This is a genomic window from Cognaticolwellia mytili (genome assembly GCF_002104475.1).
In the GTDB taxonomy this organism is placed as follows: domain Bacteria; phylum Pseudomonadota; class Gammaproteobacteria; order Enterobacterales; family Alteromonadaceae; genus Cognaticolwellia; species Cognaticolwellia mytili.
On sequence record NZ_NBOF01000004.1, the window covers coordinates 65768 to 88708 of the forward strand.

Genomic DNA, 22941 nt, shown 5'->3' on the forward strand with positions numbered 1-22941 from the left:
ATGGCACCAATTGTTAAAGACAATTATCACCATTCTTACCATCTCAATTTATTCGTAATTTTTGCTTATAGTGCCAATTTAAATTCATCTGCGTCTAGAAATGCAGGGAAGTCATCTTTGAATTTGTTGAGCTTGCTAAAGTCGAGTTGTGTGGTAATTATTTGTTGTTGATTGTCAGTGGCGGCAACTATGGTTTCACCGGTAAAATCAATTATGGTTGTCCCTCCTGAATGAGCGGTATCAACACCATCTGCACCGACACGATTAACGCCAACTACAAAACTTTGATTTTCCATTGCTCGCGCTTTTAATAAGGTGTCCCAAATATGGCGTCGTGCTGCTGGCCAATTAGCAACATTAACCATCAGGTCGTAGTCTTGGCGGTTGCGTGACCAAACAGGGAAGCGCAGATCGTAGCAAACTAATGGCAGTATTTTAATGCCATTAATAGTGATTACTTTCCGTTCTTGGCCTTGTTCAACATGGTTTTGCTCTTTACCTAAACGAAATAGGTGGCGTTTGTCATAATGCTCAACTGTGCCATCAGCAAACACCCAATAAAAGCGGTTCGCCTTTTTATCGTTTTGGCTAACTAAAACACTGCCAGCAACAACACAGTTATATTGCTGGGCAATTTTTTTCAGCCACACTAAAGCAATACCGCCATTTTCAGGCTCTTGTACGTCTTTTCTGTTAATACAAAAGCCAGTTGAAAATGTTTCAGGTAGTAGCAATAAATCAACAGAAGTGTTTGCTTTAAAATAGTCTGAAATTAGCCGCTCTAAATGTTTAAAGTTCGCTTGTTGATCTAACCATTGAATATCGTATTGCACTGCTGCTATGGTTAAAGTTGACATAATATTTCCGCCGCTTTTAGTAAAGTATCGTCATTTTTTGCAAAGCACAGTCGAATGACTTTATTATTTTTATGATATTCCTGCCTTTGTTCAGCAGGGTATAGTGGGCTAAGCGGAATGGCTGCTACGCCTGCTTCTTTCGTTAACCATTGACAAAACTCACGGTCATTAAGCTCTGATATTGCTGAGTAATCTAACAATAAAAAGTACGTGCCTTTTGATGGCAGTAGCGTGAAACGAGAGCTTTTCAAAGCATTAGTCAGCACATCGCGTTTTTGCTGATAGAAGTTCGCTAACTCAGTAATATGTGATGGTTGCTCTTTAAGCATTTGCGCAATGGCAATTTGTGCAGGCGTAAATGAGCAAAAGGTCACGTACTGATGAATTTTTCTAAACTCGTTCATCAGTTCATTAGGCGCGGCGCAATAGCCCATTTTCCAACCAGTACAATGAAAGGTTTTACCAAAGCTAGAAACAACAAAAGCACGTTGAAATAATTCAGGGTAGCGCAATACACTTTCATGACGTAAACCATCAAAGGTCATGTGCTCATACACTTCGTCGCTGATGACATATAAGTCATACTTTTCAACTAACCCTTGCAAAGTATTCAGATCAGATTCACTTAATATAGAACCGGTTGGATTGTGCGGGCTGTTAACAATAATGGCGCGAGTTTTTGCATTAATGCTTTGTTCTACCTGTGACCAATTTATCGCATAACTTGGCGTATCAAGCGTGATATGGCGACATGTGCCGCCCGCAAGTTCAATCGCTGGTTCGTATGAGTCATAAGCAGGATCAAATATAATCACTTCATCGTTTGGCCTTACAAGTGCTTGTATAGCAACCCATAACGCTTCAGTAGCACCTGAGGTAATGGTTACGTTATTTAATCCATTAAGTTTTTGTTCATCGGTTAAATGTGTTTGATATTGTCGGTGTACCATATCGGCAATTTGCGTTAATAGTTCAGGCAAACCGTTTGACGGTGAGTATTGATTTCTCCCTTCACTGATCGCCTGATTAATTTTATCTTTTAAAAAAGCAGGTGTATCAAATTCTGGAAATCCTTGGGATAGGTTAATCGCCTGATGTTGATTTGCCATAACTGACATTTCGGTAAAAATACTCGTTTCTATATTGGGCATTTTGCTGGTAAAAGAAGATGACACAAAAAACTCTCTTAATTTAATTAATAGCTACACTTGATTCATTTAAAAGACAATGAACTGAATAAGAGGATGTTAAGGCTAACGGCTGATGAGTTCAATTGTTATCAACCGTTAATCACTTACTGGGTGTAAATGACTAACTAAATAAAATCAGTAAAAGGGCGTTTTTCAATAAGTGACAGCGATAAAATGCTATTTTAGTGTTACTAAAAATGAGGGCAGTTGAGTTGCAAGGGCGGCACAATGATATACCGCCACCAACAACCGCTAAATTTTTATTAAACAACTAGCACGCTCTCTTATCGCTGTGCTTTTCTAACTGTTACTTGGAATAAAGCGCGACTTCTTCGTCAAGAACACTTGCTAATAATGGACTTGATTCTGAGCGGGCAAAGGCGTCATCAATATTTTTGAAGCGTTTTTGCAGCACTTTGCGATAATTCGGGTGAGTAAAAATATAAAGTTCTTTATTGTTAATGGCTTCTACAACACGCTCACCGACAACATCCGGAGATAAACCGTTATCAATCACCGATTGCATATGCTTCGCCATTGGTGAATTGTTCATACTTTTAGTATTTTTTTCACGTTCACTTTTCAGTGCCTCAGGTTTATTACGGGTAGACAAATTAATCCGTGTTTTAACAAAGGCTGGGCAAAGTACAGAAACTTGAATGTTGTGTGGTTTAAGTTCTGCGTACCAACTTTCAGACATGCCAACAACGGCAACTTTAGTGGCGGTGTATGCGCCAGCACTAGGCACACCCACCATGCCAGCCATTGAGGCAACGTTGATTAACCAACCGCCTTCGCCGTGTTGTTTCATTAATGGCACCATGGTTTGTGTACCATAAATAACGCCCATTAAATTGACATCAAGCACCCAGCGCCAGTCTTTTTCGTCGGTATGTTCAATGTTGCCTGGCATACTTCCAACACCTGCGTTATTCACTAACATGTGCACTTTACCAAAGCGCTCAACAGCTTTGTTTGCTAAGTTTTCCCATTGGCTTAAGTCAGTCACATCCATTGTTACTGTTAATACGTTAATGCCTTCATTTACCAATGTTGTGCGTGAAATTTCAAGCTGACGGGCATCAATATCGCCTAAAACAACATTCATTCCTTGCTTACCCATTGCTCGTGCAATACCAAAACCAATGCCTTCTGCACCGCCACTGATGACGACTGTTTTACCTGCATATTGACTCATGTAAGTGACCTGTTCCTTGAATTTATTGTTGGTTATATACTCCCATAGCCAACAATAAATCAAAAATTCTAATTCTTGATACATGGTTATATGTATTAAGAATAGAGCAGAGGAACGTACACTTAATGTAAGTGATTAAAGTTGGAAAAACTGGCGTGGGTTAACTCAGTGAGATCTTTTCGATTGTTTTAAGCATAGGAAGCGGGGTAAACAGGGATTACTCACCAGAACAACGAAAGTAGCTGCCGTTGTTCTGGTATCCAGTTAAATTTAACTGAGTTGAGCTACAACTTTATTTTATGATCTTTCTTGATTGTTATCTTGCGTAATAAGTTTAGCGTTGCTAACCACCATTTTAATTGTGTTAAAAACTTCTGTATTTGGATAACCGTCAGCAATCAATTGATGTTGTAATTGAAATGATCGAATAGCATGTCTACTTTTAGGCCCCCAGATACCGTCAGGCTCGCCAGTTTCAAAGCCTAATGAATTAAGCAGGCTTTGTAGGTTTTTCATTTCTACAACGCTATAAGGCTGCACTTTATTTTTTTCTTTTGTTAAAAAATCAATGCCTTTAGCGCCAACTAATTCATTTGCTAATGCTCCGACAGAAAGCGCATAACTCTTTGACAGATTCCACGTCATGATGACATTAAAATTTGGATACAGTAAAAATGCAGGACCTTTATGGCCAGAAGGCAGGTAAAGTTCCGCCCGAACATCATAACTTGGCAATGCTTGCTTATTAGTTTGTTGAACACCTAGCTGCTGAAAATAACTAAGTGGGTAGTATTTATCAAAAGAGACTTTATCAAAGGCAAAGTTTTCAGGTAACTTCACTTCTCTGCCCCAGCGCTCTTTGCTTTGCCAGCCGATCTGGTTTAGGTAATTGGCGGCGGTTGTTAAGGCATCTACTTCGCTTTGCCAAATATCTACCTTGCCATCGTTATCACCATCAACGGCATATTTTAAAAATGCGGTTGGCATAAATTGCATATGGCCCATTGCGCCTGCCCAGGAGCCTTGTAGCTGATCAACAGAGACTTGTTCGCTTTCAATTAGGGTGAATAAGTTCAATATCTCTAGGGTGAAAAATTCACTACGGCGCTGGTCGCAGGCTAGGGTTGCTAGCGAGTTCAGTACTGACATTTTGCCTTTATGTTTGCCAAAAACCGTTTCCAAGCCCCAAAATGACACCAAATACTGCCGCGGAATACCGTACTCTTTTTCTAACTTGTCGAACAATTTCTTGTTTTGTTTTAATTTTTCTCTTCCCACGCGAACATGATAACTGGTAACTCTGGCTTTAATATATTGCTCAAAAGTTTGGGTAAACTCGGGCTGCTTTTTATCTAAGCTGATCACGCGTTTAATTGGTGAAATATTATCAATAACAGTGTTGGTTATATAAGATGAAAACCCTGCATTTTCAGCGCGTTCAGCTAAATTAATTTTACACTGATCGAAATTTTCATCGGCAATAGTTGCATTAGCAAAGATAGGAGAAAGTGCGGCGACAATAATAAGTTTTCGAAAATGAAAAAAGCGGCCTATTTGCTTAATAAAAGTGTGAGATGACTTCATGAATGAGTATTCCTAATTAACACTGAAATTTGAATAAGTAGTATGCACTACACCATGGCTAAATTTTACCTTGATGACAATAAATAAATCATGGTTTTCATTAAAATAAAATTAATTTCTAAATGTGAGACGTATCTCTGTTAGCCTTGAGAACATTACCTTTGGTGATAACAGCCTAGCCGTTTATTTATAAATGATATTAGGGCGTATGCAAAATACTTAGCAACTGAGTTAAGTTCTTTTGATAAAATATAAGCAGAATTCTGCATCTTGACGTAGTTTGGGTATATAATGTTGCTCGCTCTAAATAACGTTATAGGTACTGAGCAACAAATTTTCACTAGTTTGATGCCTCACATATGATGTTTATACGCAGACGTTATGGGGTTTATAAAACCGCGAATAACACTAAAATAAGAAACAAGCCCGAGTAGTATGGCATGCAGATATTAGAAAAAGATTATCAAGTCAATAGTGTCCGTAAAGCGATAGATGCGGGAGTTAACTCCATTATTGCCTTGCCTACAGGTGGTGGTAAAAGCATCTGTATATTGAAGTTGTGCCAGGCAATGCCTGATAAAAAAGTTGTGGTTAGCTTGAGAAATGCAGCCTTAGTTCCGCAACTATTACACACCCTTACGGTAAATGGTTTGTCTGTTAGTGTTGTTAAATCAGGCTATAAGTATGTAGCTGGTGGTGATGTTACTCTAGTGATGGAGCAGTCATTTGGCCGAAGAAAACACTTAAACATACAATGTGATGTGCTGTTACGTGATGAGTATCATGTTGGCTGTATGGGGGGCGTCTATATTGCCATGCGTGAAGAGCTATCTCCTGAATTAGTTATCGGACTGACAGCGACCCCAATTGACAGACTGGGTGTCTATATTGATCAGTCGATGGAATTGATTGAAGAAACCACCACTAAGTTGTTAATTGAGTCGGGTGAATTAGCCAAGCCAGTTTATAAAGTACCTCGTTTATCTCAAGAGATAGATTATAGCGCTGTGAAAATGTATCGCGGTGACTTTAGTGTCTCAGGCTTAGACCTTATATTATTAGAGCATTGCTCTCTTGTTGCTCAGCAAACTGTTGACAATGCGCTCTCTAAAGGTCGCAAAGTTATGCTATTTGCTAACTCGATTAACCATGTTGAAGCGCTGTCCGAAGCTTTTCATCTTCTCGGTATTAAACACGAGCGTGTTCATTCAAAGCGTTCGATTGATGATAATGATGAAAGTATCCGCCGCTATAAATCAAACGAAGTTAGGCTAATTATCAATATGTCGATGTTAACCATAGGCTTTGATGATCCAACCACTGACTGTGTTGTTTTAGCTAGGCCAACTAAAATATTACGGTTGTATTTACAGATTATCGGTCGATGTTTACGTGCATCAAAGGGTAAGAAAGATGCACTAATACTGGATTTAGCACAGTGTATTTCTACTCATGGCTTTGCTGAGGATTATCGCGATTTTACCCGAAAAACAGCCAAGTCTGCGGCAATCATGTCCGAACGCCTAAGTGTGACTAATATTGGCCAGTTTGTTGATGGTGAGTTTGGTTATAGTGAATCAATAGAGCGTAAAGTTATTAAGAAAAAGCCAACAGTTCGACGCATTAAATCCCGGCCTAAGCCTGTTAGTAGTAAGAGAGTTGTTGAGAAAGCGTCGAGTAAACGTGATGAAGCATTACTTAGGCTTAACCCAAAAATGGAAAAACTTGTGAGCACTATTGAACTCGTTAATGCCGTTTATGAACAGCAGAATGAAAGTTATAAAATGCTTGATGAAGCAGCTATGGTTAAGTTGGTTGCGTTAATGGGGTTCGCTTACAGTGACTCATTAGCTGACAATTGTACTAACTTGGTTGAAGGTTTACATGAGCAAAACAAATCTATTGGCGGCTTATTACAGAGAGTAAGCACCTTGATAACAGCTATAGCTAAAAAAGAACTTGTTGGCTAGTTAAAAGCTGAATTTATGTGTGTAAACCTAATTGGTATAATTAAAACATGAACAAAACTATCCCTAGCTGCCTCAAATGTGCATCTGAATATGTTTATCAAGACCAGTCACTATTCATTTGTCCTGAATGTGCCTTTGAGTGGAACCCATTAGAAGTTGCCGCAGAAGATATAATTGAGGTTAAAGATGCAAATGGCGCTTTGCTTAGCGAAGGTGACAAAGTTACCGTCATTAAAGACTTAAAAATTAAAGCGAGTTCACAAGTGATAAAAATTGGTACTAAAGCACTGATCAGGCGTATTAAAGATGCTAAAGATCATCAGCTTGATTGTAAAGTTGACGGTGTTGGTGAAATGATGGTGACCGCCAAATATGTAAAAAAGGCTTGAGTTAACTTTATTGCTTTTAAAAGATAGAAAATTGCTTATGATAGTAAAATGTTTGCCGATAAGTGATTTTTGTCATGTTATTTTCACCAATTGTACAGTTCGATAAATTCAAACAATTCAAACAAAATTTCGCTATGATCAAGCTATTTCTGCTGGCTTGTAGCTTATTGACTCCCTCCTTTGCCTATGGCGCTGATTTACCTAAGACAATTTCTGAAGAAATAGCTAACAAAACAAATGTCGAGCTTTATATTGCAGATTCCGGCATTCCTTGGGGAATGGCGTGGACACCACAAGGCGACATGTTTATTACCATGCGTGGTGGAAGCTTAAAGTTAATTAAAAGCGGGCAAAGTAATACAGTAAATATCGCAGGCTTGCCAAAAATATCAACGGGTGGTCAAGGAGGGCTGCTTGATATTACTTTGCATCCTGATTATGCCAACAACGGTTGGTTATATTTTTCCTATGTGAAAGCCGATAGCAAGGGCAATCGAAGTACCGCGATAATGCGAGCCAAGTTAAATGGCACTAATTTAAGTGATCAAGAAGATATTTATGTCTCCGATGCCTATAGCAGAAAAGGCTCTCACTTTGGTAGTCGGCTAGCTTTTGATAACCAAGGTTACCTGTATTTCTCTATCGGAGATCGCGGGCAAAGAACTATTAACCCGCAAAATATCACACGTGATGCCGGAAAAATTTATCGAATCCATGATGATGGTCGTATCCCAATTGATAACCCATTTGTTAATGACGATAGTGCTAAAGCCGCTATATATTCATATGGACATCGTAATCCGCAAGGTATGGCAGTGCATCCGTCAACAGGAAAAATTTGGAGCCATGAACATGGCCCTCGTGGTGGTGATGAAGTTAACTTAGTTGATAAAGGTAAAAATTATGGTTGGCCGATAATTAGCTATGGCATTAACTACTCGGGTAGTAAGTTTACTGAGCTAACTAAAAAGCAAGGAATGGAGCAACCACTTTGGTATTGGAACCCGTCTATTGCGCCATCAGGAATGACTTTTGTAACCAGTGACAAGTATCCAAATTGGCAAGGGAATATGCTGGTTGGTTCACTTAAATTTGGTCAAATTGTTATGTTAACTTTAAATGGTGAACAAGTTATTAAAGAAGACGTTGTTAAAGATAACCTGACCCGTGTTCGCAATGTTAAGCAAGGCCCTGATGGTTATATATATGTTGCGGTGGATGGCAAGGGGATTTATCGATTAATCCCCAACTAAATTCTTTTAGTTTTTATGGTTTAGTCAGCATTTGATCTTACAAATTCAAAAAATAGAGTTTTAGATAAACTGAAAATCATACCTCTTTTTCGGTTATTAAAAGGGCCGCTATTCTGGCTTTGCAGTCATTAAGTTTTTGTGAATACACGTTCAAACTCAAGACAATTCTAACTAAATTTAACTGCTTGTTTGTATGACTGTTTTAAGCTAATTACTTGTTAATCTTGAGCCTTGAAGGCAATATTCAAACAGGGCCTTTCACGTATAAAGTCGAGAAGTAATTGATATTAAGTATTAGCTTCTTAACGTTAATGTGATTAAGACAATGCCATGGTCGGTACTTTCGCCGTCACGGTCAAAAATAGGATTTATCAAATGTCGATCGTAAGTGTCATAGCCACTAACTTGATAAAGACTGTCGTGATAACTGGCATCGAATTCACATGACAAAAGCACATAATCAAGCACTGAACTAGTGGTGCCAAAATAATGCGTTGGTGCTCGTGGCGCTATTACTTTCCGACTAGTTTCATTTTCTTCATTGCCTTCATTGGTTAGGGCAACTTCAAATAAATTCCAGGCATCATTTAAACAATATTTAGCAAGGTAAGCGTCACGGTCAATGTTAGAAACAAAACGTAATGTGTTGGTGAGTAAGTGACTCAACACCCCGTCGGTTAAGGTGTTATTAAAGTCACCCATTAATAACATTGGGTTATTTGTCGCCTCGCGCCGTTCTATCATCTCAATCATCAGCAGTGCGGCTTCACTACCGCGTTGTATAGTTGACCCCCAACCACCAGCCACACTTGCTTTCAAGCTTTCAATAATAACTTTCTCTGGTGACCACTCATTGTTTATTTCATCGACTTCAATCATCGAACGTTTAGATTTAAAGTGCACAACATAACAGTCACAATTACCAATATGTGGTGCGTGAATTGTTGCTCTTACGACTTTTCGACTAAAACAAAAGTCATCGGCTAAGCCTAAGGTTTGTGCAAGCTTTGCATTAGCTTTTACTGCAGCAACATCAACAATTGGGTAACGTGAGGCTATGGCAACAACCGGGCTACGATAAATGAAATCATCAATAACTTCAGGTTGATCGACAAAAGCAAAGTAATGATAACCCTGCGTAGCGACTAATTCTTTTAACGACTCAGGGCTAAAAACTTCTTGAAAACCAATAATGTCAGGTTGATATTCACGTAAATATTCAGCGATCCACTTTTGCTTTTTAACCCATTGCTCAGCACTATAAATGCGCTCAAAATCGTAATAGGCATTAGGTGGCTCGAGATAATTAAATAAATTAAAGGTAGCAATTTTAAGTTGGGTGTTTGCAACCGATACCACAGGTTCTTTAGAAGCGGGGAGTGGCTCTATTACTTTTTTATCGTGGTGACTGATGATATTAACTCGAATAAATGATGTGAAATAATTATACCCTATCGTTTATAATAACAAGCAATTAAAAACCAGTAACATAAATTAAAGTCCCGCTAGCAGCAAAGCAAGTAATTAATGGTTCAACATAGCGACGGTATGACTTTAACAAGAGTAAATATAATGCAGTTAGAAAGACAACTTAGTAAAGAAGATATTAGAAAAACCAAACCAACAAGAGAAGAATACCTAAAGCAGCCAAAGTTACCACTTGTATTGGTATTAGATAATGTTACCAACAGCTACAACGTAGGCTCTTTTATCCGTTTAGCGGATGCTTTTGCGATTGAAAAAATTATTGTTTGTGGCGAGTTAACTATTTCAGATAAAAAGCTTAGAAAAGCGTCGAGAAATGAAGCTAAATGGGTTTGTGTTGAGTATAGCGATAGCACAACGCAAAGTTTACAGACGTTAAAAGACAACGATTACGCAATTTTTGGCGTAGAGCTATGCCATGAGTCTGTTGATTATAAGGATATCAACTATCCATCACGCTGTGCCTTAGTCTTAGGCAATGAGCGTAAAGGTGTGAGTGAAGCTGCATTAAAATTAAGTGACCAGCAGATACATATTTCTATGTTTGGCATGGGTAATTCATTAAATGTTTCTACAGCGGGTGCGATTGTTTTAGCTGAGTGTGCCAGTCAAATTAGAAAAAATATTACGGTTTAAATAAGCTAATTTCATAGCTATGGCTATTTAAAAGTATGCCTGTCAATAAATACGGAAAGTGTGAATGCAAATATATTCATTGAAGGTATTGCTATTGCATTAGCGTAAACTTTATTGATTTAAAGATTTTTTGGCCTTGTGCAAGATCAACTGAATTTTTAAACTCGATTAGCATCGAAAATCGAACTTTGCCTGATACGCTTGGAATAGTTAACGCCATTTTTTTATCCTGTAGCAATAGCTTGCCATGGTGGCCATCAATAATGATTGGCTCAGAAACCGCATTAGTGAGCTCTTTAAATTGTGAAGAGTACCAGCCTAAATCATAAGTTAAAGTAATGTTACTATCATTTAGTTGCCCGGCAATAGAGTCGATACTTTGTAAATCAGCAGGTATTAAACTTTTTGGGTGCGTAAAGCAAAATTGGTCACTTGGACAAAGTTCAAGCCATTGTTCTAGTTTTTGATTATTTTTGCTATTTGAATAGGCGATATAAAGTAAAGCAAAAAGAGGGACGATTAAAAGAAGTTTGTTAAATTGCATTATAATTCCGTGGGGATACCAACACTTATTGAGAGTTTACTATAACAAGTGTTGGTTTAGCGCATAGCGTTTTTTACTTACTTTTTTTCAAGCCATTTTTGAATAAAAAGCTAAACGAGAGTAGCAATAGTATTAAAGTACTAGGCTCAGGTACTGGCAGGGGATTAGTTGCGGTAGCAACAATAAGTATAGGGTTAATATCAATCCAAAAATCTCGACCATTAGTTTGTACTAACGGACTGTTATGAATACTACTAACTTCTTGCGTTGTTAATGTTGTAATGTTGTTTAAAGTGCCATCCATTAGAAAAGCACCTGACATATGATCTAAGCCTAAATTATGTCCTAACTCATGTGCTAATAATTCGCTACCATGACTGCCTGCAGCTGCGGAAGATTCAACAACGAAATCATTACCCGGAGTTTCACCACAACCAACAATCCCCGTAATTACAAAGCTACCACATGCACTGATGGTATCTATAAAGTAAAAGTTAACAACATTAGGGCCGCCAATATGAAAATTAAATAACTGATTCACTTCAACGTCGGTTGTAATATCTAGAAAGTCAGGAAGAACTAGTTCAGATGCTGCGCCAATACGTATATCAATTGGTTTTAGGCCAAAACTGGTCTGTGAAAATATTGCATCGAGCGCTGATTCATTAGTGGTGATAAATCCAGCTTTTGCATGAGATGCGATTAAAAACCCCGCAACTAATAATAACACTTGTAATATTTTCAAATTTAATCCTTAAAGTTAACAACTTGTTTTTCTATCTTACTGATTTTAAGCAAAAAATAGGCCGTTGTTTTTTTGTTTATTTAAAACAGTCTATTAGAAAAAGCAAGTTTCTAATTTTTTTTAAAGTGTTAAAAATGATGACAATAAACCTATGTTTTTAATGTGAATTATAATTTTTATTTTCTAGTCGTTACTGCGATTATTCGCGTGAACTACTCTTTGTTGGTCTGTTATTGTCTAAATGCTCGTACTGTTTATAAAATAATCACTTAAATGTGAATTTTAGATGGGGCTCTTGGGTTTATTCCTGTATAATGCGCGGCCTTATTATGGTGACTGAACAGTTGTTTACTTTGAACAATTACTGGGTTATCGGAATTTACAGTATTAACTATCCATTTAAAGCTATCCGTTAGCTATAACTAGTTAATGATTTTAGTTAACGGAAAATAGGAAGACTTTCTTTGATCACTACATCGAATATTACCATGCAATTTGGCGCTGAGCCTTTATTTGAAAACATTTCGGCTAAATTTGGCAACGGTCATCGCTACGGTTTAATCGGCGCTAATGGTTGTGGCAAATCGACATTTATGAAAATACTTAGCGGTGAGCTAGTACCAAGTTCGGGTAATGTATCAGTTAGCACTGGTAATAAAGTAAGCACCTTGGGACAAGATCAGTTTGCCTTTGAAGAGCATAATGTTATTGATACGGTGATCATGGGAGATATGCCGCTATGGAAAGTCAAACAAGAGCGTGATGCTATTTATGCGCAAGCTGAAATGAGTGAAGCTGACGGTATGCGTGCGGGTGAATTGGAAAGCGAATTTGCTGAAATGGACGGTTACACCGCTGAAAGTCGTGCTGGCGAAATTTTGCTGGAAGCGGGAATTGAAGAGTCGTTTCATTACGGGTCTATGCAACAAGTAGCTCCTGGTTGGAAACTACGTGTACTACTTGCCCAAGCACTTTTTGCTAATCCAGATATTTTGTTACTCGATGAGCCTACCAACAACTTGGACATTCACACTATAAGTTGGCTAGAAGGTGAGCTTAATAAGCGTAAATGCACCATGATTATCATTTCTCACGATAGACATTTCCTTAACTCTGTTTGTACTCATATGGCTGATATTGATTATGGTGAGTTACGTGTTTATCCAGGTAATTACGAATTTTTCTTACAGCAATCGGCGTTATTACGTGAGCAGTTATTATCAGGTAATGTTAAAAAAGCGGAAGAAATTGCTGAGCTACAAGATTTTGTTAATCGTTTTGGTGCTAATGCTTCAAAAGCCAAACAAGCCAGTTCACGTGCTAAAAAAATGGATAAAATTAAACTTGATGATGTTAAATCATCAAGTCGTATCACGCCAAAAATTGCTTTTGCACCTGGTAAGAAAATGCATCGTCAAGCGTTAGAACTTGAAAATCTTGGTCATGGTTTTGATGGCGAAGTATTATTTAAAAATGGCGAATTATTATTAGAAGCAGGCGCTAAGCTAGCTATTATCGGTGAAAATGGTGTCGGTAAAACCACATTGTTGCGTTGCTTAATGAATGAACTAGAACAGACCGAAGGTGTAGTTAAATGGTCTGAAAATGCTTCTGTAGGTTATTGTCCACAGGATAGCGGTCATTTTTTTGATAACGATTTAACCCTAATGGATTGGATGTCGCAATGGCGTAGACCTTGTCATAATGATTTAAGTGTTCGGGGCATGTTAGGTCGAATGCTATTCACAGATGACGACGCTAACAAAAAAGCCCGTAATTGTTCAGGTGGTGAAAAGAATCGTTTGTTATTCGGTATGTTAATGATGGGGGACGTTAATGTATTGATGATGGATGAGCCAACGAACCACATGGATATCGAGGCCATTGATGCGCTAAATAACGCATTAAAAGACTTTGAAGGAACCTTGATTTTTGTTAGCCATGACCGTGAATTTGTTTCAAGCTTGGCAACTCGTATTATTGATATTAAAGATAAAAAATTAGTGAATTTTCAAGGTTCATTAGATGAGTATCTTGATAGCGAAGCTCAAGTGGAAAAATAATATAGTAGTGAAAGTTAACTAACGTAAACTATAGATATTTAAAAGCAAGGTAACGTAAAGTGGCCTTGCTTTTTTTCTTATCATAAGAAAATATTATTCACTATGCTCATTGTTATTTTATTGCTTATATAGGCAGGAGGGCAGCTAAAGACTATTTGGTTTGTTGCTCGGGAGTTATTGTGTGGCATTAGATTAATCAGCAGTAAATATATTATTCACTGCTGATTTTTCATCTGTTATTTATAATGATTGATATGATCTTAAACTCATCATGCTATTACACAATAAACTTAGATGTTGCATCTTTAATTAAAGTAGCATTACCATCTAGCTGATTTGCTACCTCGCCGATTTCTTCAACAGCAAGGCTGGTCGCACTAAAGCTTTCGTACATATTTTCAATGTTACTCACTACAGTTTCTGCAACGCTTGATTGTTCTTCTGTTGCAGCAGCAATTTGATTGTTCATTGAGCTGATATGTCCAATTTGTTCTTTAATCTTAGTTAATGAGTCATCAACCTCTCGTGAAATACTCTCGTTACTATTAGCTTTTTCTTTTGCCGATTCCATTGATGTTACTGACATGTCTGCTGCTGAAATAAGTTTATCAAGTAACTCTCTAATTTCAGTGGTAGATAGTGCTGTTCTTGATGCTAAATTTCTTACCTCATCGGCAACAACCGCAAACCCTCTTCCTTGTTCGCCGGCGCGAGCTGCTTCAATTGCAGCGTTTAACGCTAGTAAATTAGTTTGCTCGGCAATACCATTGATAACATCTAGTATTGTATTCATATTTTGTGAATCTTCAGCCAGCTGATTGACTACACCAGAAGCGTTAGCTATTTCTTCGGTCAATTCACCAGATACAGACAACGAACGCATAACATTTTCCATGCCTTGATTAACTTCCTGCTCACCTGACTCGGCAGCATTTGCGGCTTGCGAAGCTGATTTTGCAATATCGCTGACACTGTATTGCATTTCAATCATTGATTGTTTTGTGGTTTCAGCAATATCTGATTGACTTCTCACGTTATTATCAACTTGCTGTACTTTGTCAGCAAGTTGTTCAGCACTCAAGGTTAATGGTGCAACAACAGCAATTACTTCTTTAACAATGGCACGTAACATTTGCGTAAAAATATTAAAGTGAGTTACAACACTGCCTAGCTCATCTTTGCTTTCTACTTCAAGTTGATTGGTTAGGTCGCCATCACCTTCCGCTAATTCTTTTAGTGAGCGGTCAATGGAAATGACAGATTTACTAATTAAACGAGCAATAAAAATACTTAACACAGTCATTAGTGCTAATAGAAATATTCCAAGTAAGATGCTTAAATCTCTCGACTCATTAGAATTCTCAACCGTTTCTTCGACTAAGTCACGGAACATTTTCGATGCATCTACTTTGTCTTTACTTAAGGTTTGAGAAACGTCTTTGAATAGACTTGATTTTTTCTCTATTGAACCTTGTGCTGATTGAAAGTCGATTTCTTCGTTAATAAAACCTAATGATATCTTACTAGCAATAGCATTATATTCAGTGGCTTTATTTATAAGTTGATTAATATTTGAAAATGAAGGATCCAGTGCTTGAATTTTATTTAAGTTAGAGAGTAAATTATCAAGAGCGTTACCGGCGTCAGTCAATAAATCTTCATCTCCAAATGAAACACTTTGAGTATATAGCTCGTCAATTCTCTGCCAAGCAGTAACATTTTCACTGGTTAAGTTGACTAAGTTTATACTGGTATCTTTTATTGTCTGTAATAGGATTTGATTCTTGGAAATAGCGGATATATTTATGGTTAAGTTGACCACGAAGCTCAATATGGCAACGGCTAAAATGGCAATAATTTTATGGAATATCTTAAGCTTTTTAAACATTATTTGAGTAGCCTCTAATTTTGCGCAAGCCAATATTTACTAAAACGTCTAAATCCGTTTGTTATTGTTTTAATAAGGTATAAAGAGGTCGCTATAGCAGTGACCTCTTACGTTAGTATAGATTAAAACTTAGCAATTACTTTAACATCACCAGTAACCGCGCTACTGTCAACAAAACCAATAGTCGATACGTCTGCTTTAACTGCATTTAGCATATCGGCAGCACTTGCTAATTCTTTAGCTGGTGTACCTTTACCAGTGAAAGCAAGCTTTGACCAATAAGACTTAAACTGACTGTTAGACTTTTTCAATGCACTTTGGCGAAAGCTTTCGGTTGCCGGTGCATCATCTTTTAGCGTCAGTACGGTTACTTTGCTGCCACTAGGAAATGCTTTCATTTTACCTAGGTAGATGCGCTTAATTGTTTTAGCATTAAGTGTATCGGCATTGGCATTGTTCACGATAACTGAAACTTCAGCAAAACTGGAAAAACTTACGAGTAAAACCGTAGCAGTAAATACTTTCTTTAATAAATTCATTTTACATGGCTCCTTAATAAACAAAGTCTATGCCAAAAGTAACTAAATCGGCATTTTCATTTGATAAATCATTATTAATACGAGTGTATTCGAGTTTGTATGCAACGCCTTGATCAGCGTCATATCTTAAATGAATACCTTGGGCATCGTATGGAAGAGGTTTAAATAAGCTATCAGTTGTCGCTTTAACAAATGAGTTGACATACGGATCAGAGGAGTTTGCTTGTTCATAATCAAAGTTATTATCTAAATCTTGGTGAACAAATGAGACTACGGCTTTATCAAAACGGTAACCAACGGAGAAGTACATAACTTCTGTTTGTTCACTAAATGAATCATCAATTTCATAAGAGGCATATTCAGCATTTACTAACCAGTTGTTGTGATCAATGGTGACGCCTGTTGACCAGTAAAGCGTAGAATCTTCATCGGCATATAAGTCATCCATGTTGTAAACAGCTGTGCCTAGTGGGTTGTATGCCATGCCGTTTCTTAGTTCGTATCCTGCGCCACCTAATGCAGCATTAAACCCAGCATCAAAGCTAGCACCAATAGTAGTAAACGAAGCATCTGCACTTAATATACCCGCGAAAATCGAAAACCATTCATAGGTATATTCTGCTGAGCCTTGAATGATATTATCAAGTTCGAAACCAGAGTTGTTAATTTCGCCTGAGAAAGAGCCGAATGAGCCTTTAAGAGTCAAGTCTCCGTCACCGACAAAGGTACTATGCATGATGCGAATACCTTCGATGATGTCATACTCTTCGCCAAGGTATACAGACGTTGGCAAACGAGTATAGTTATGACTGTAACCAATGTCCTGTGTATCTGAATTTCTAAAGTATGGTAAGGCAAATCGGCCGAAAGAAAGTGTAGTTTCAGGCGATAATTCGTAGCTTAAATAAGCCCAGCGTGCTTCAACATCAAAATCCTCTTCACCACGAGCTTGTAGTACAAGAGTAGCATTCCATTTTTCATTTAGGGTTGCTTTGGTTTGTAAGGCAAAAAGAGATTCGTTTTTAAAATCTACTTTGTCATCATACCCATAGTATCTTGGTGTGATGTCGTCGTTAACTAACAAGCCACCACGAATTGACCCGTAACCACTAAAGTTGATATCAGCTGCTTGAACAGAGCTAGCTAAAATAGCTGTTAATAAGCTAGATGCTAATAGTGTTTTTTTCATTTTTGACCTCGCGTCATGATTTATAAAATTTGTGTAAACAGTCAAATTCACTGTTTAAAATATGCTTATTATTATTATTATGATGCGGTTATCTATTCAGAAAAGTTTATTTTTATGTATCTCACTCTACTAACTAGATAGCTTGATTCCATTCAAAATGGGTATTTTCAAAGTGAATGTTAATACCCCAATATTGCGATTTTCTACACTAACAAATTATACATTACTTATATGTTTATGCTTCTTTTTTTTAAAAAAAAAAGCTGTAACCAACTGCATTTAAAAAATAAATTAGTAAAAACCAAGTAATTCACAGTAATCGTAATAAGACTGATTTTTGTTTGTGCGATTTATTTTGTTTTTCTTTTTTGTACAATATGTAGTGCAGCCGAGATATGTGATAACTAGCACGCTATGACAACCAAAATAGACATTTCTATCTGACTAATAGTTGCACAAGTTGTAAAAAGTTAGATTAACTCTTGGCACTGAACAACAGTGCACATGCTGCTGGTATATGCCGAGATTTATGATAAATATGGATAATCTATTTGAGATGAAACGGGAGTATTAGGTGGCTTTTTGAACCGGTATGAGAAGAAGGATGAGGTGGGTGTCAAGTCATCATCTTTAGAATTTACAATTAAGTTATGACGTAATGCTTTTTTGAGTGGTAGCTACAATGTAAAAACAGTAAATTTTGACTTGAAATACCTCATCTTTAAATACTATTTGCTGTAATTACTAAAGGTTGATTTACTGTTTTTTAGTTTTAACTTTATAGAAATATTATTCCCAAACTCATACGCTCTGATCAAGAAAACACCATTCAGATAAAAGCTCAGGTAGGTAATCGTTGAATTTTAGGCAAAAAAAAGCGTTTACTAAAAAGTAAACGCATTATAAAAACATGAAACACTAAGGGAAATAAAAGCTTCTCGTATACTATGAGTGCTGTGTTTTAAATTAGTTCAAATTGTTTTTAAATTTTATCTGAAATGTCGCTTTTACTTTTTCTATTGTACTTCAACAATAGAAAAAACTTGATATTTTATCGATGTGTACGCACCTATATAAATAGGTTTATATAATTTATGGTGTTTTATATCGCTATGCTGTCCTACTTTCTTCCTGTTTTTATTGGCGTGGTATTAATTGCTTTTTTAGCAGGGAAACCTTATTGGCATGAATACAAGCGTTCACTTATTAAGCGCAAGCCGTTTAAAAAACAATGGCGTAAAATTATTCAGCAACGCATGCCATATTTTCGACAAATGCCTGCTGATTTGCAACTGCAATTAAAGCAACATATTCAAGTATTCTTAGCAGAAAAAGAGTTTGTTGGCTGCAATGGCGTGGTGATCACCGACGAAATAAGAATAACCATTGCGGCGCAAGCATGCTTATTATTGCTAAATCGAAAAACAAACTATTACCCTAAATTACGTACTATATTGGTTTACCCAAGTGCATTCGTAAAACAACAACAAACACGCAGTGCTGACGGCGTTCAGTTTACCCAAAAAGTGGTGTTAGCTGGCGAGTCTTGGGATTTTGGTAAAGTAGTTTTATCATGGCAAGATACACTTGATGGCGCACAAATTCCTGATGATGGTCGTAATGTTGTTATTCATGAATTTGCTCATCAGCTTGATCAAGAAAATGGCCCAGCTAATGGCGCGCCAATTTTAGATGCTCAACAAAGTTATCAATGTTGGTCAGAAGTTTTTTCAGCACAGTTTGCTGTTTTACAACAACAAGCAAGAGTAGGGGCGCCGTCGTTATTCGATTATTATGGTGCAACGAATCCTGCGGAGTTTTTTGCTGTCGCCAGTGAAGTATTCTTTGAGCAATCACAACAACTATCCCATGAACATCCTAAGCTATATCGCCAGTTAACTCAGTATTACACTATTGACCCTATGCATTGGTAATTGAGTTTAGTTGCTAACCATTCTGCAAAGCTAAAAAACGGGCAAAAAAAAGCGTTTACCTAAACAGTAAACGCATTATAAAAACATGAAACACTAAGGGAAATAAAGCCTCTCATATAGTATGAGTCGTTATTTAAAAGAAAGTTCCAGTCAGTTGAATTTAATTTTCAATTTTTAGTCATTTCTTATGTTTAAGCCTCAACAGCTCAGTTAACTATTTCTGTGAGGAGAGGCTTATTTTAATCAAAAGACTTAACGGTATTACCTTCATTCAAGTACTTACAAAGCCATTGATGAATTTTTTATCAACATCATTTAAGGCATAAACTTCAGCTATAGCAGGTAGTTCATCGCTAGAATCAAAAATCAAACCAACATCATAAAAAAAATAGAATGTTATCTTCAAGTTAATCAATTTTAGAAAATACATCTTTAGTTCCATACTCCATTTCAGTTATTTAAAAGCAACTTTTAAAGACATGAGGAATTAATAATGCTTAAAAAAACACTCTCAATGACAATCGCAGTCTCAGTCGCCATCTCTACAATGGCAATGCCTTCTAGGGCACTAGCTGAAAATGGCGCGAAAACCAATCAATTTTGGTGGCCAGAACAATTAAACCTTAGTCCACTACGTCAGCATGGCGTGGAGTCTAATCCTTACGGTGAACAATTTAATTATGCCGAAGAATTTGCCAAGCTTGATTTAACACAGCTCAAAAAAGACATTCAAACAACATTGACTGACTCTAAAACTTGGTGGCCTGCTGATTGGGGACACTATGGTCCTTTAATGATTCGGATGGCTTGGCATAGTGCTGGGGTTTATCGTGTACATGATGGTCGCGGCGGCGCATCAGGTGGTCAACAACGTTTCGACCCACTAAATAGCTGGCCAGACAATGTTAATTTAGACAAAGCTCGCCGACTACTTTGGCCAGTAAAACAAAAGTATGGTCGTCAAATTTCATGGGCTGATTTAATGGTACTTTCAGGTAATGTGGCACTTGAATCAATGGGCTTTAAAACCTTTGGTTTTGCAGGTGGACGAACTGATGATTGGGAGCCCGACTTAGTCTACTGGGGCTCAGAAAAAACTATGCTGACGGACGAGCGAAGAGATAAAAAGGGTAAATTAAAAGGTCCTCTTGCCGCAGTTGAAATGGGCTTGATTTATGTTAACCCGGTAGGCCCACACGGTAACCCTGATCCACTTTTAGCCGCGAAAGATATTCGAATGTCTTTTGGCCGTATGGCGATGAATGATGAAGAAATAGTCGCATTAAGTGCCGGTGGTCATACTTTTGGTAAAGCACATGGTGCGAAAAAACCAGATAAGTGTATTGGTGCTGAACCTGCCGTAGCCGCTATTGAAGAGCAAGGTTTAGGCTGGAAAAATAAATGTGGCAGCGGTGTTGGCGCAGACGCCACAGGTAGTGGTTTAGAAGGTGCTTGGACCGTTACTCCAACGCAATGGTCAACCAATTATTTAGATAACTTAATGAACTTCAACTGGGTAAAAACTAAAAGCCCAGCAGGTGCTATTCAGTGGAAACCTGATAGCAAAGCCGCAGCTAATTTAGTGCCTGACGCGCATATTCCAAATAAGCGTAATGCGCCTATGATGTTTACTACCGATATTGCCTTAAAAGAAGATCCTAAATTCCGTGAAATTGTTGAACGATTTAGAGCTGACCCAAGCGAATATGAAAAGTCGTTTGCAAAAGCTTGGTTTAAATTAACCCATCGAGATATGGGCCCTCGTGCAAGATACCTTGGTGCAGAAGTACCAAGTGAAGTACTGACATGGCAAGACCCTATTTCTGCGGTTGATTACCAATCGATCACAAGCAAAGATATCGCAAGACTTAAAAAACAAATACTTAACTCAGGTTTAAGTAATGCAGAATTGGTTAGAACAGCATGGGCCTCGGCCTCTAGTCATCGTGTAACCGATATGCGCGGTGGTGCCAACGGTGCTCGTATTAATCTTGAACCTCAAAAAAGTTGGGCTGTAAACAACCCTAAAGCGTTGAATAAAATATTGAATAAGCTTAAGTCTATTCAAACTGCATACAACAAAAAGTCGTCAAAAAAACAAGCGTCTTTAGCTGACTTAATTGTATTAGGTGGTGCAGCGGCAATAGAAAATTCAGCTAAAAAGGCCGGTCATAAAATTGAAGTGCCTTTTATCGCTGGTCGTGCTGATGCAACACAGGCACAAACCAGTGTTAAATCATTCAATTACTTAAAGCCAAATGCTGACGGTTTCCGTAATTACTTTAATGAAGACAGTTATATGTCTCCAGCGGAAATGCTTATCGATAAAGCGAATATGCTGAGTTTAAACGTACCTGAAATGACCGTACTTGTTGGTGGTATGCGAGCACTTGATGCAAACTACGATGGTTCATCTTATGGTGTTTTCACTAATCAACCGGGTGTATTAACGAACGATTTCTTTGTCAACTTATTAGATATGTCTACCGTATGGACTAAAAATGAGTCTAAAGCAGGAGTTTATATAGGACACGACCGAGCTTCTGGCAAAGAAAAATGGCAAGCAACACCCGTTGATTTGATTTTTGGCTCTAGCTCGGAATTAAGAGCCATTGCGGAAGTTTATGCGTCAGCTGATGCCGATAAAAAGTTTGTAAATGACTTTGTTAACGCATGGGTGAAAGTCATGCAGTTAGATCGCTTTGACTTAAAATAGTCATTCATTATCGTTAGCACGTCAAATAGTCGTGCTAACGATTTCACCGATTTCATCCATACCACCTTGGCATCGTGTGAATTACTCCTCGACAAGAAACTAAAGGTCTAAGCTAACAAGCCTGATCTAAAAAACTTAACCTAAAAAGCCTAATCTAAAAAGAAGAACATTATGATAAAAAAATCACTATTACTGCTTATTCTATTATCTGGAAGCGTCTTTGCTACTGAAAAATTAACGATAATTCCCGAACTATCGAGCGTTAGTTTTGCGACAATTAAAAAACAGTACGTTATTGAACCCGCTGTAGTCGACAATATTCAAGGAGAATACTCTAATAATACGTTTAATTTAGCTATAAATTTTAAGCATATAAAAACAAACATACCTATCAGGAACAGCAGGGTTAATGACATTTTTTTAAAAACAAATCTATATCCGTTAGTAAAAATTAAGGGATATTTTGAGATGGAATCAATCGTAAAACCGATAACGAAAACAAGCATAAAGGCTGATGTTGATTTTTATGGGCAGATAAAAACATTTGAAATACCGGTGATTATTCATAAATCAGCAGGTCTGCTGAGCGTTAATTCTTATAAACCGACAATTGTTAAAGCCAGTGATTTTGGTATCCCGACAGAAAATCTTATAAGTTTAGCTGCTACTGTCGGTGGAATTAGTATTTCAGATACTATTCCATTGAATATTAATCTAACGTTTAGCGCTACTGCTCAATAGCTTGATAGAAAGTGAGCTTT

Annotated in this window: 19 protein-coding genes; 8 read left to right on the top strand and 11 right to left on the bottom strand. The window is 37.5% G+C overall.

Features of this window, described 5'->3' with window-relative positions:
* Window positions 1–65: 65 nt before the first annotated feature.
* From B7C41_RS13850 to B7C41_RS13865, 4 genes are all read right to left on the bottom strand, one after another.
* On the bottom strand, window positions 66–857 hold the full coding sequence (locus B7C41_RS13850) for an amidohydrolase (RefSeq protein ID WP_085299530.1): 792 nt from the start codon (window positions 855–857) through the stop codon (window positions 66–68).
* A complete protein-coding gene (locus B7C41_RS13855; protein ID WP_085299531.1) occupies window positions 845–2008 on the bottom strand; it encodes a methionine aminotransferase in 1164 nt (387 codons plus the stop codon). The genes B7C41_RS13850 and B7C41_RS13855 overlap by 13 nt, the downstream gene beginning before the upstream one ends.
* Before the next feature lie 346 nt (window positions 2009–2354).
* Window positions 2355–3245, bottom strand: a complete 891-nt coding sequence (locus B7C41_RS13860; protein ID WP_085299532.1) for an SDR family NAD(P)-dependent oxidoreductase — start codon at window positions 3243–3245, stop codon at window positions 2355–2357.
* Between the two features lie 297 nt (window positions 3246–3542).
* On the bottom strand, window positions 3543–4829 hold the full coding sequence (locus B7C41_RS13865) for a lytic murein transglycosylase (protein WP_085299533.1): 1287 nt from the start codon (window positions 4827–4829) through the stop codon (window positions 3543–3545).
* A gap of 440 nt (window positions 4830–5269) precedes the next feature.
* Between B7C41_RS13865 and B7C41_RS13870 the strand changes: the two genes are divergently transcribed.
* The 3 genes from B7C41_RS13870 to B7C41_RS13880 all read left to right on the top strand — a co-directional run bounded on the left by B7C41_RS13870 (window position 5270) and on the right by B7C41_RS13880 (window position 8441).
* Complete coding sequence (locus B7C41_RS13870) at window positions 5270–6799, top strand: DEAD/DEAH box helicase (RefSeq protein ID WP_085299534.1); 1530 nt, start codon at window positions 5270–5272, stop codon at window positions 6797–6799.
* A gap of 47 nt (window positions 6800–6846) precedes the next feature.
* The gene (locus B7C41_RS13875; protein ID WP_085299535.1) at window positions 6847–7188 is read left to right on the top strand and encodes a zinc ribbon domain-containing protein YjdM; all 342 of its coding nucleotides are present in this window, start codon (window positions 6847–6849) and stop codon (window positions 7186–7188) included.
* Window positions 7189–7262: 74 nt separating this feature from the next.
* On the top strand, window positions 7263–8441 hold the full coding sequence (locus B7C41_RS13880; RefSeq protein WP_211279532.1) for a PQQ-dependent sugar dehydrogenase: 1179 nt from the start codon (window positions 7263–7265) through the stop codon (window positions 8439–8441).
* A gap of 294 nt (window positions 8442–8735) precedes the next feature.
* On the opposite strand, the gene B7C41_RS13885 is transcribed toward B7C41_RS13880, so the two are convergent.
* The gene (locus B7C41_RS13885; RefSeq protein WP_235839721.1) at window positions 8736–9800 is read right to left on the bottom strand and encodes an endonuclease/exonuclease/phosphatase family protein; all 1065 of its coding nucleotides are present in this window, start codon (window positions 9798–9800) and stop codon (window positions 8736–8738) included.
* A 213-nt stretch (window positions 9801–10013) separates the two neighbouring features.
* Between B7C41_RS13885 and B7C41_RS13890 the strand changes: the two genes are divergently transcribed.
* A complete protein-coding gene (locus B7C41_RS13890) occupies window positions 10014–10562 on the top strand; it encodes a TrmH family RNA methyltransferase (protein ID WP_085299890.1) in 549 nt (182 codons plus the stop codon).
* Window positions 10563–10653: 91 nt separating this feature from the next.
* Here the strand turns inward: B7C41_RS13890 and B7C41_RS13895 are convergent, their stop codons facing one another.
* Together B7C41_RS13895 and B7C41_RS13900 are read right to left on the bottom strand one after the other, a co-directional pair.
* Window positions 10654–11106: a hypothetical protein gene (locus B7C41_RS13895; protein WP_085299537.1), complete on the bottom strand. Its 453-nt coding sequence runs from the start codon at window positions 11104–11106 to the stop codon at window positions 10654–10656.
* 73 nt (window positions 11107–11179) lie between these two features.
* The gene (locus B7C41_RS13900) at window positions 11180–11851 is read right to left on the bottom strand and encodes a PEP-CTERM sorting domain-containing protein (protein WP_085299538.1); all 672 of its coding nucleotides are present in this window, start codon (window positions 11849–11851) and stop codon (window positions 11180–11182) included.
* A gap of 464 nt (window positions 11852–12315) precedes the next feature.
* Here B7C41_RS13900 and B7C41_RS13905 point away from each other — a divergent pair, with 464 nt between their 5' ends.
* Window positions 12316–13914 (top strand): ABC-F family ATPase, encoded by a 1599-nt coding sequence (locus B7C41_RS13905; protein WP_085299539.1) that lies wholly within the window; start codon window positions 12316–12318, stop codon window positions 13912–13914.
* A gap of 277 nt (window positions 13915–14191) precedes the next feature.
* On the opposite strand, the gene B7C41_RS20170 is transcribed toward B7C41_RS13905, so the two are convergent.
* The 3 genes from B7C41_RS20170 to B7C41_RS13920 all read right to left on the bottom strand — a co-directional run bounded on the left by B7C41_RS20170 (window position 14192) and on the right by B7C41_RS13920 (window position 17530).
* The gene (locus B7C41_RS20170) at window positions 14192–15802 is read right to left on the bottom strand and encodes a methyl-accepting chemotaxis protein (RefSeq protein ID WP_085299540.1); all 1611 of its coding nucleotides are present in this window, start codon (window positions 15800–15802) and stop codon (window positions 14192–14194) included.
* A gap of 122 nt (window positions 15803–15924) precedes the next feature.
* On the bottom strand, window positions 15925–16341 hold the full coding sequence (locus B7C41_RS13915) for a phosphate ABC transporter substrate-binding protein (protein ID WP_085299541.1): 417 nt from the start codon (window positions 16339–16341) through the stop codon (window positions 15925–15927).
* A gap of 13 nt (window positions 16342–16354) precedes the next feature.
* Entirely contained in the window at window positions 16355–17530 is a 1176-nt protein-coding gene (locus B7C41_RS13920) for a porin (RefSeq protein ID WP_085299542.1), read from the bottom strand.
* A gap of 1112 nt (window positions 17531–18642) precedes the next feature.
* Between B7C41_RS13920 and B7C41_RS13925 the strand changes: the two genes are divergently transcribed.
* Entirely contained in the window at window positions 18643–19464 is an 822-nt protein-coding gene (locus B7C41_RS13925) for a M90 family metallopeptidase (RefSeq protein ID WP_085299891.1), read from the top strand.
* Between the two features lie 271 nt (window positions 19465–19735).
* Here the strand turns inward: B7C41_RS13925 and B7C41_RS20175 are convergent, their stop codons facing one another.
* Window positions 19736–19894: a hypothetical protein gene (locus B7C41_RS20175; protein WP_158089136.1), complete on the bottom strand. Its 159-nt coding sequence runs from the start codon at window positions 19892–19894 to the stop codon at window positions 19736–19738.
* A 63-nt stretch (window positions 19895–19957) separates the two neighbouring features.
* Between B7C41_RS20175 and katG the strand changes: the two genes are divergently transcribed.
* Both katG and B7C41_RS13935 read left to right on the top strand, forming a co-directional pair.
* Complete coding sequence (gene katG, locus B7C41_RS13930; RefSeq protein WP_085299543.1) at window positions 19958–22180, top strand: catalase/peroxidase HPI; 2223 nt, start codon at window positions 19958–19960, stop codon at window positions 22178–22180.
* A gap of 171 nt (window positions 22181–22351) precedes the next feature.
* On the top strand, window positions 22352–22921 hold the full coding sequence (locus tag B7C41_RS13935; RefSeq protein WP_085299544.1) for a YceI family protein: 570 nt from the start codon (window positions 22352–22354) through the stop codon (window positions 22919–22921).
* Window positions 22922–22941 lie beyond the last annotated feature (20 nt).

Bases quoted from the DNA above. Each gene is read 5' to 3' on its own strand.
- B7C41_RS13850 (WP_085299530.1), bottom strand. From the start codon at position 857: ATGTCAACTTTAACCATAGCAGCAGTGCAATACGATATTCAATGGTTA.
- B7C41_RS13855 (WP_085299531.1), bottom strand. From the start codon at position 2,008: ATGCCCAATATAGAAACGAGTATTTTTACCGAAATGTCAGTTATGGCA.
- B7C41_RS13860 (WP_085299532.1), bottom strand. From the start codon at position 3,245: ATGAGTCAATATGCAGGTAAAACAGTCGTCATCAGTGGCGGTGCAGAA.
- B7C41_RS13865 (WP_085299533.1), bottom strand. From the start codon at position 4,829: ATGAAGTCATCTCACACTTTTATTAAGCAAATAGGCCGCTTTTTTCAT.
- B7C41_RS13870 (WP_085299534.1), top strand. From the start codon at position 5,270: ATGCAGATATTAGAAAAAGATTATCAAGTCAATAGTGTCCGTAAAGCG.
- B7C41_RS13875 (WP_085299535.1), top strand. From the start codon at position 6,847: ATGAACAAAACTATCCCTAGCTGCCTCAAATGTGCATCTGAATATGTT.
- B7C41_RS13880 (WP_211279532.1), top strand. From the start codon at position 7,263: ATGTTATTTTCACCAATTGTACAGTTCGATAAATTCAAACAATTCAAA.
- B7C41_RS13890 (WP_085299890.1), top strand. From the start codon at position 10,014: ATGCAGTTAGAAAGACAACTTAGTAAAGAAGATATTAGAAAAACCAAA.
- B7C41_RS13895 (WP_085299537.1), bottom strand. From the start codon at position 11,106: ATGCAATTTAACAAACTTCTTTTAATCGTCCCTCTTTTTGCTTTACTT.
- B7C41_RS20170 (WP_085299540.1), bottom strand. From the start codon at position 15,802: ATGTTTAAAAAGCTTAAGATATTCCATAAAATTATTGCCATTTTAGCC.
- B7C41_RS13915 (WP_085299541.1), bottom strand. From the start codon at position 16,341: ATGAATTTATTAAAGAAAGTATTTACTGCTACGGTTTTACTCGTAAGT.
- B7C41_RS13920 (WP_085299542.1), bottom strand. From the start codon at position 17,530: ATGAAAAAAACACTATTAGCATCTAGCTTATTAACAGCTATTTTAGCT.
- B7C41_RS13925 (WP_085299891.1), top strand. From the start codon at position 18,643: ATGCTGTCCTACTTTCTTCCTGTTTTTATTGGCGTGGTATTAATTGCT.
- B7C41_RS20175 (WP_158089136.1), bottom strand. From the start codon at position 19,894: ATGTATTTTCTAAAATTGATTAACTTGAAGATAACATTCTATTTTTTT.
- katG (WP_085299543.1), top strand. From the start codon at position 19,958: ATGCTTAAAAAAACACTCTCAATGACAATCGCAGTCTCAGTCGCCATC.
- B7C41_RS13935 (WP_085299544.1), top strand. From the start codon at position 22,352: ATGATAAAAAAATCACTATTACTGCTTATTCTATTATCTGGAAGCGTC.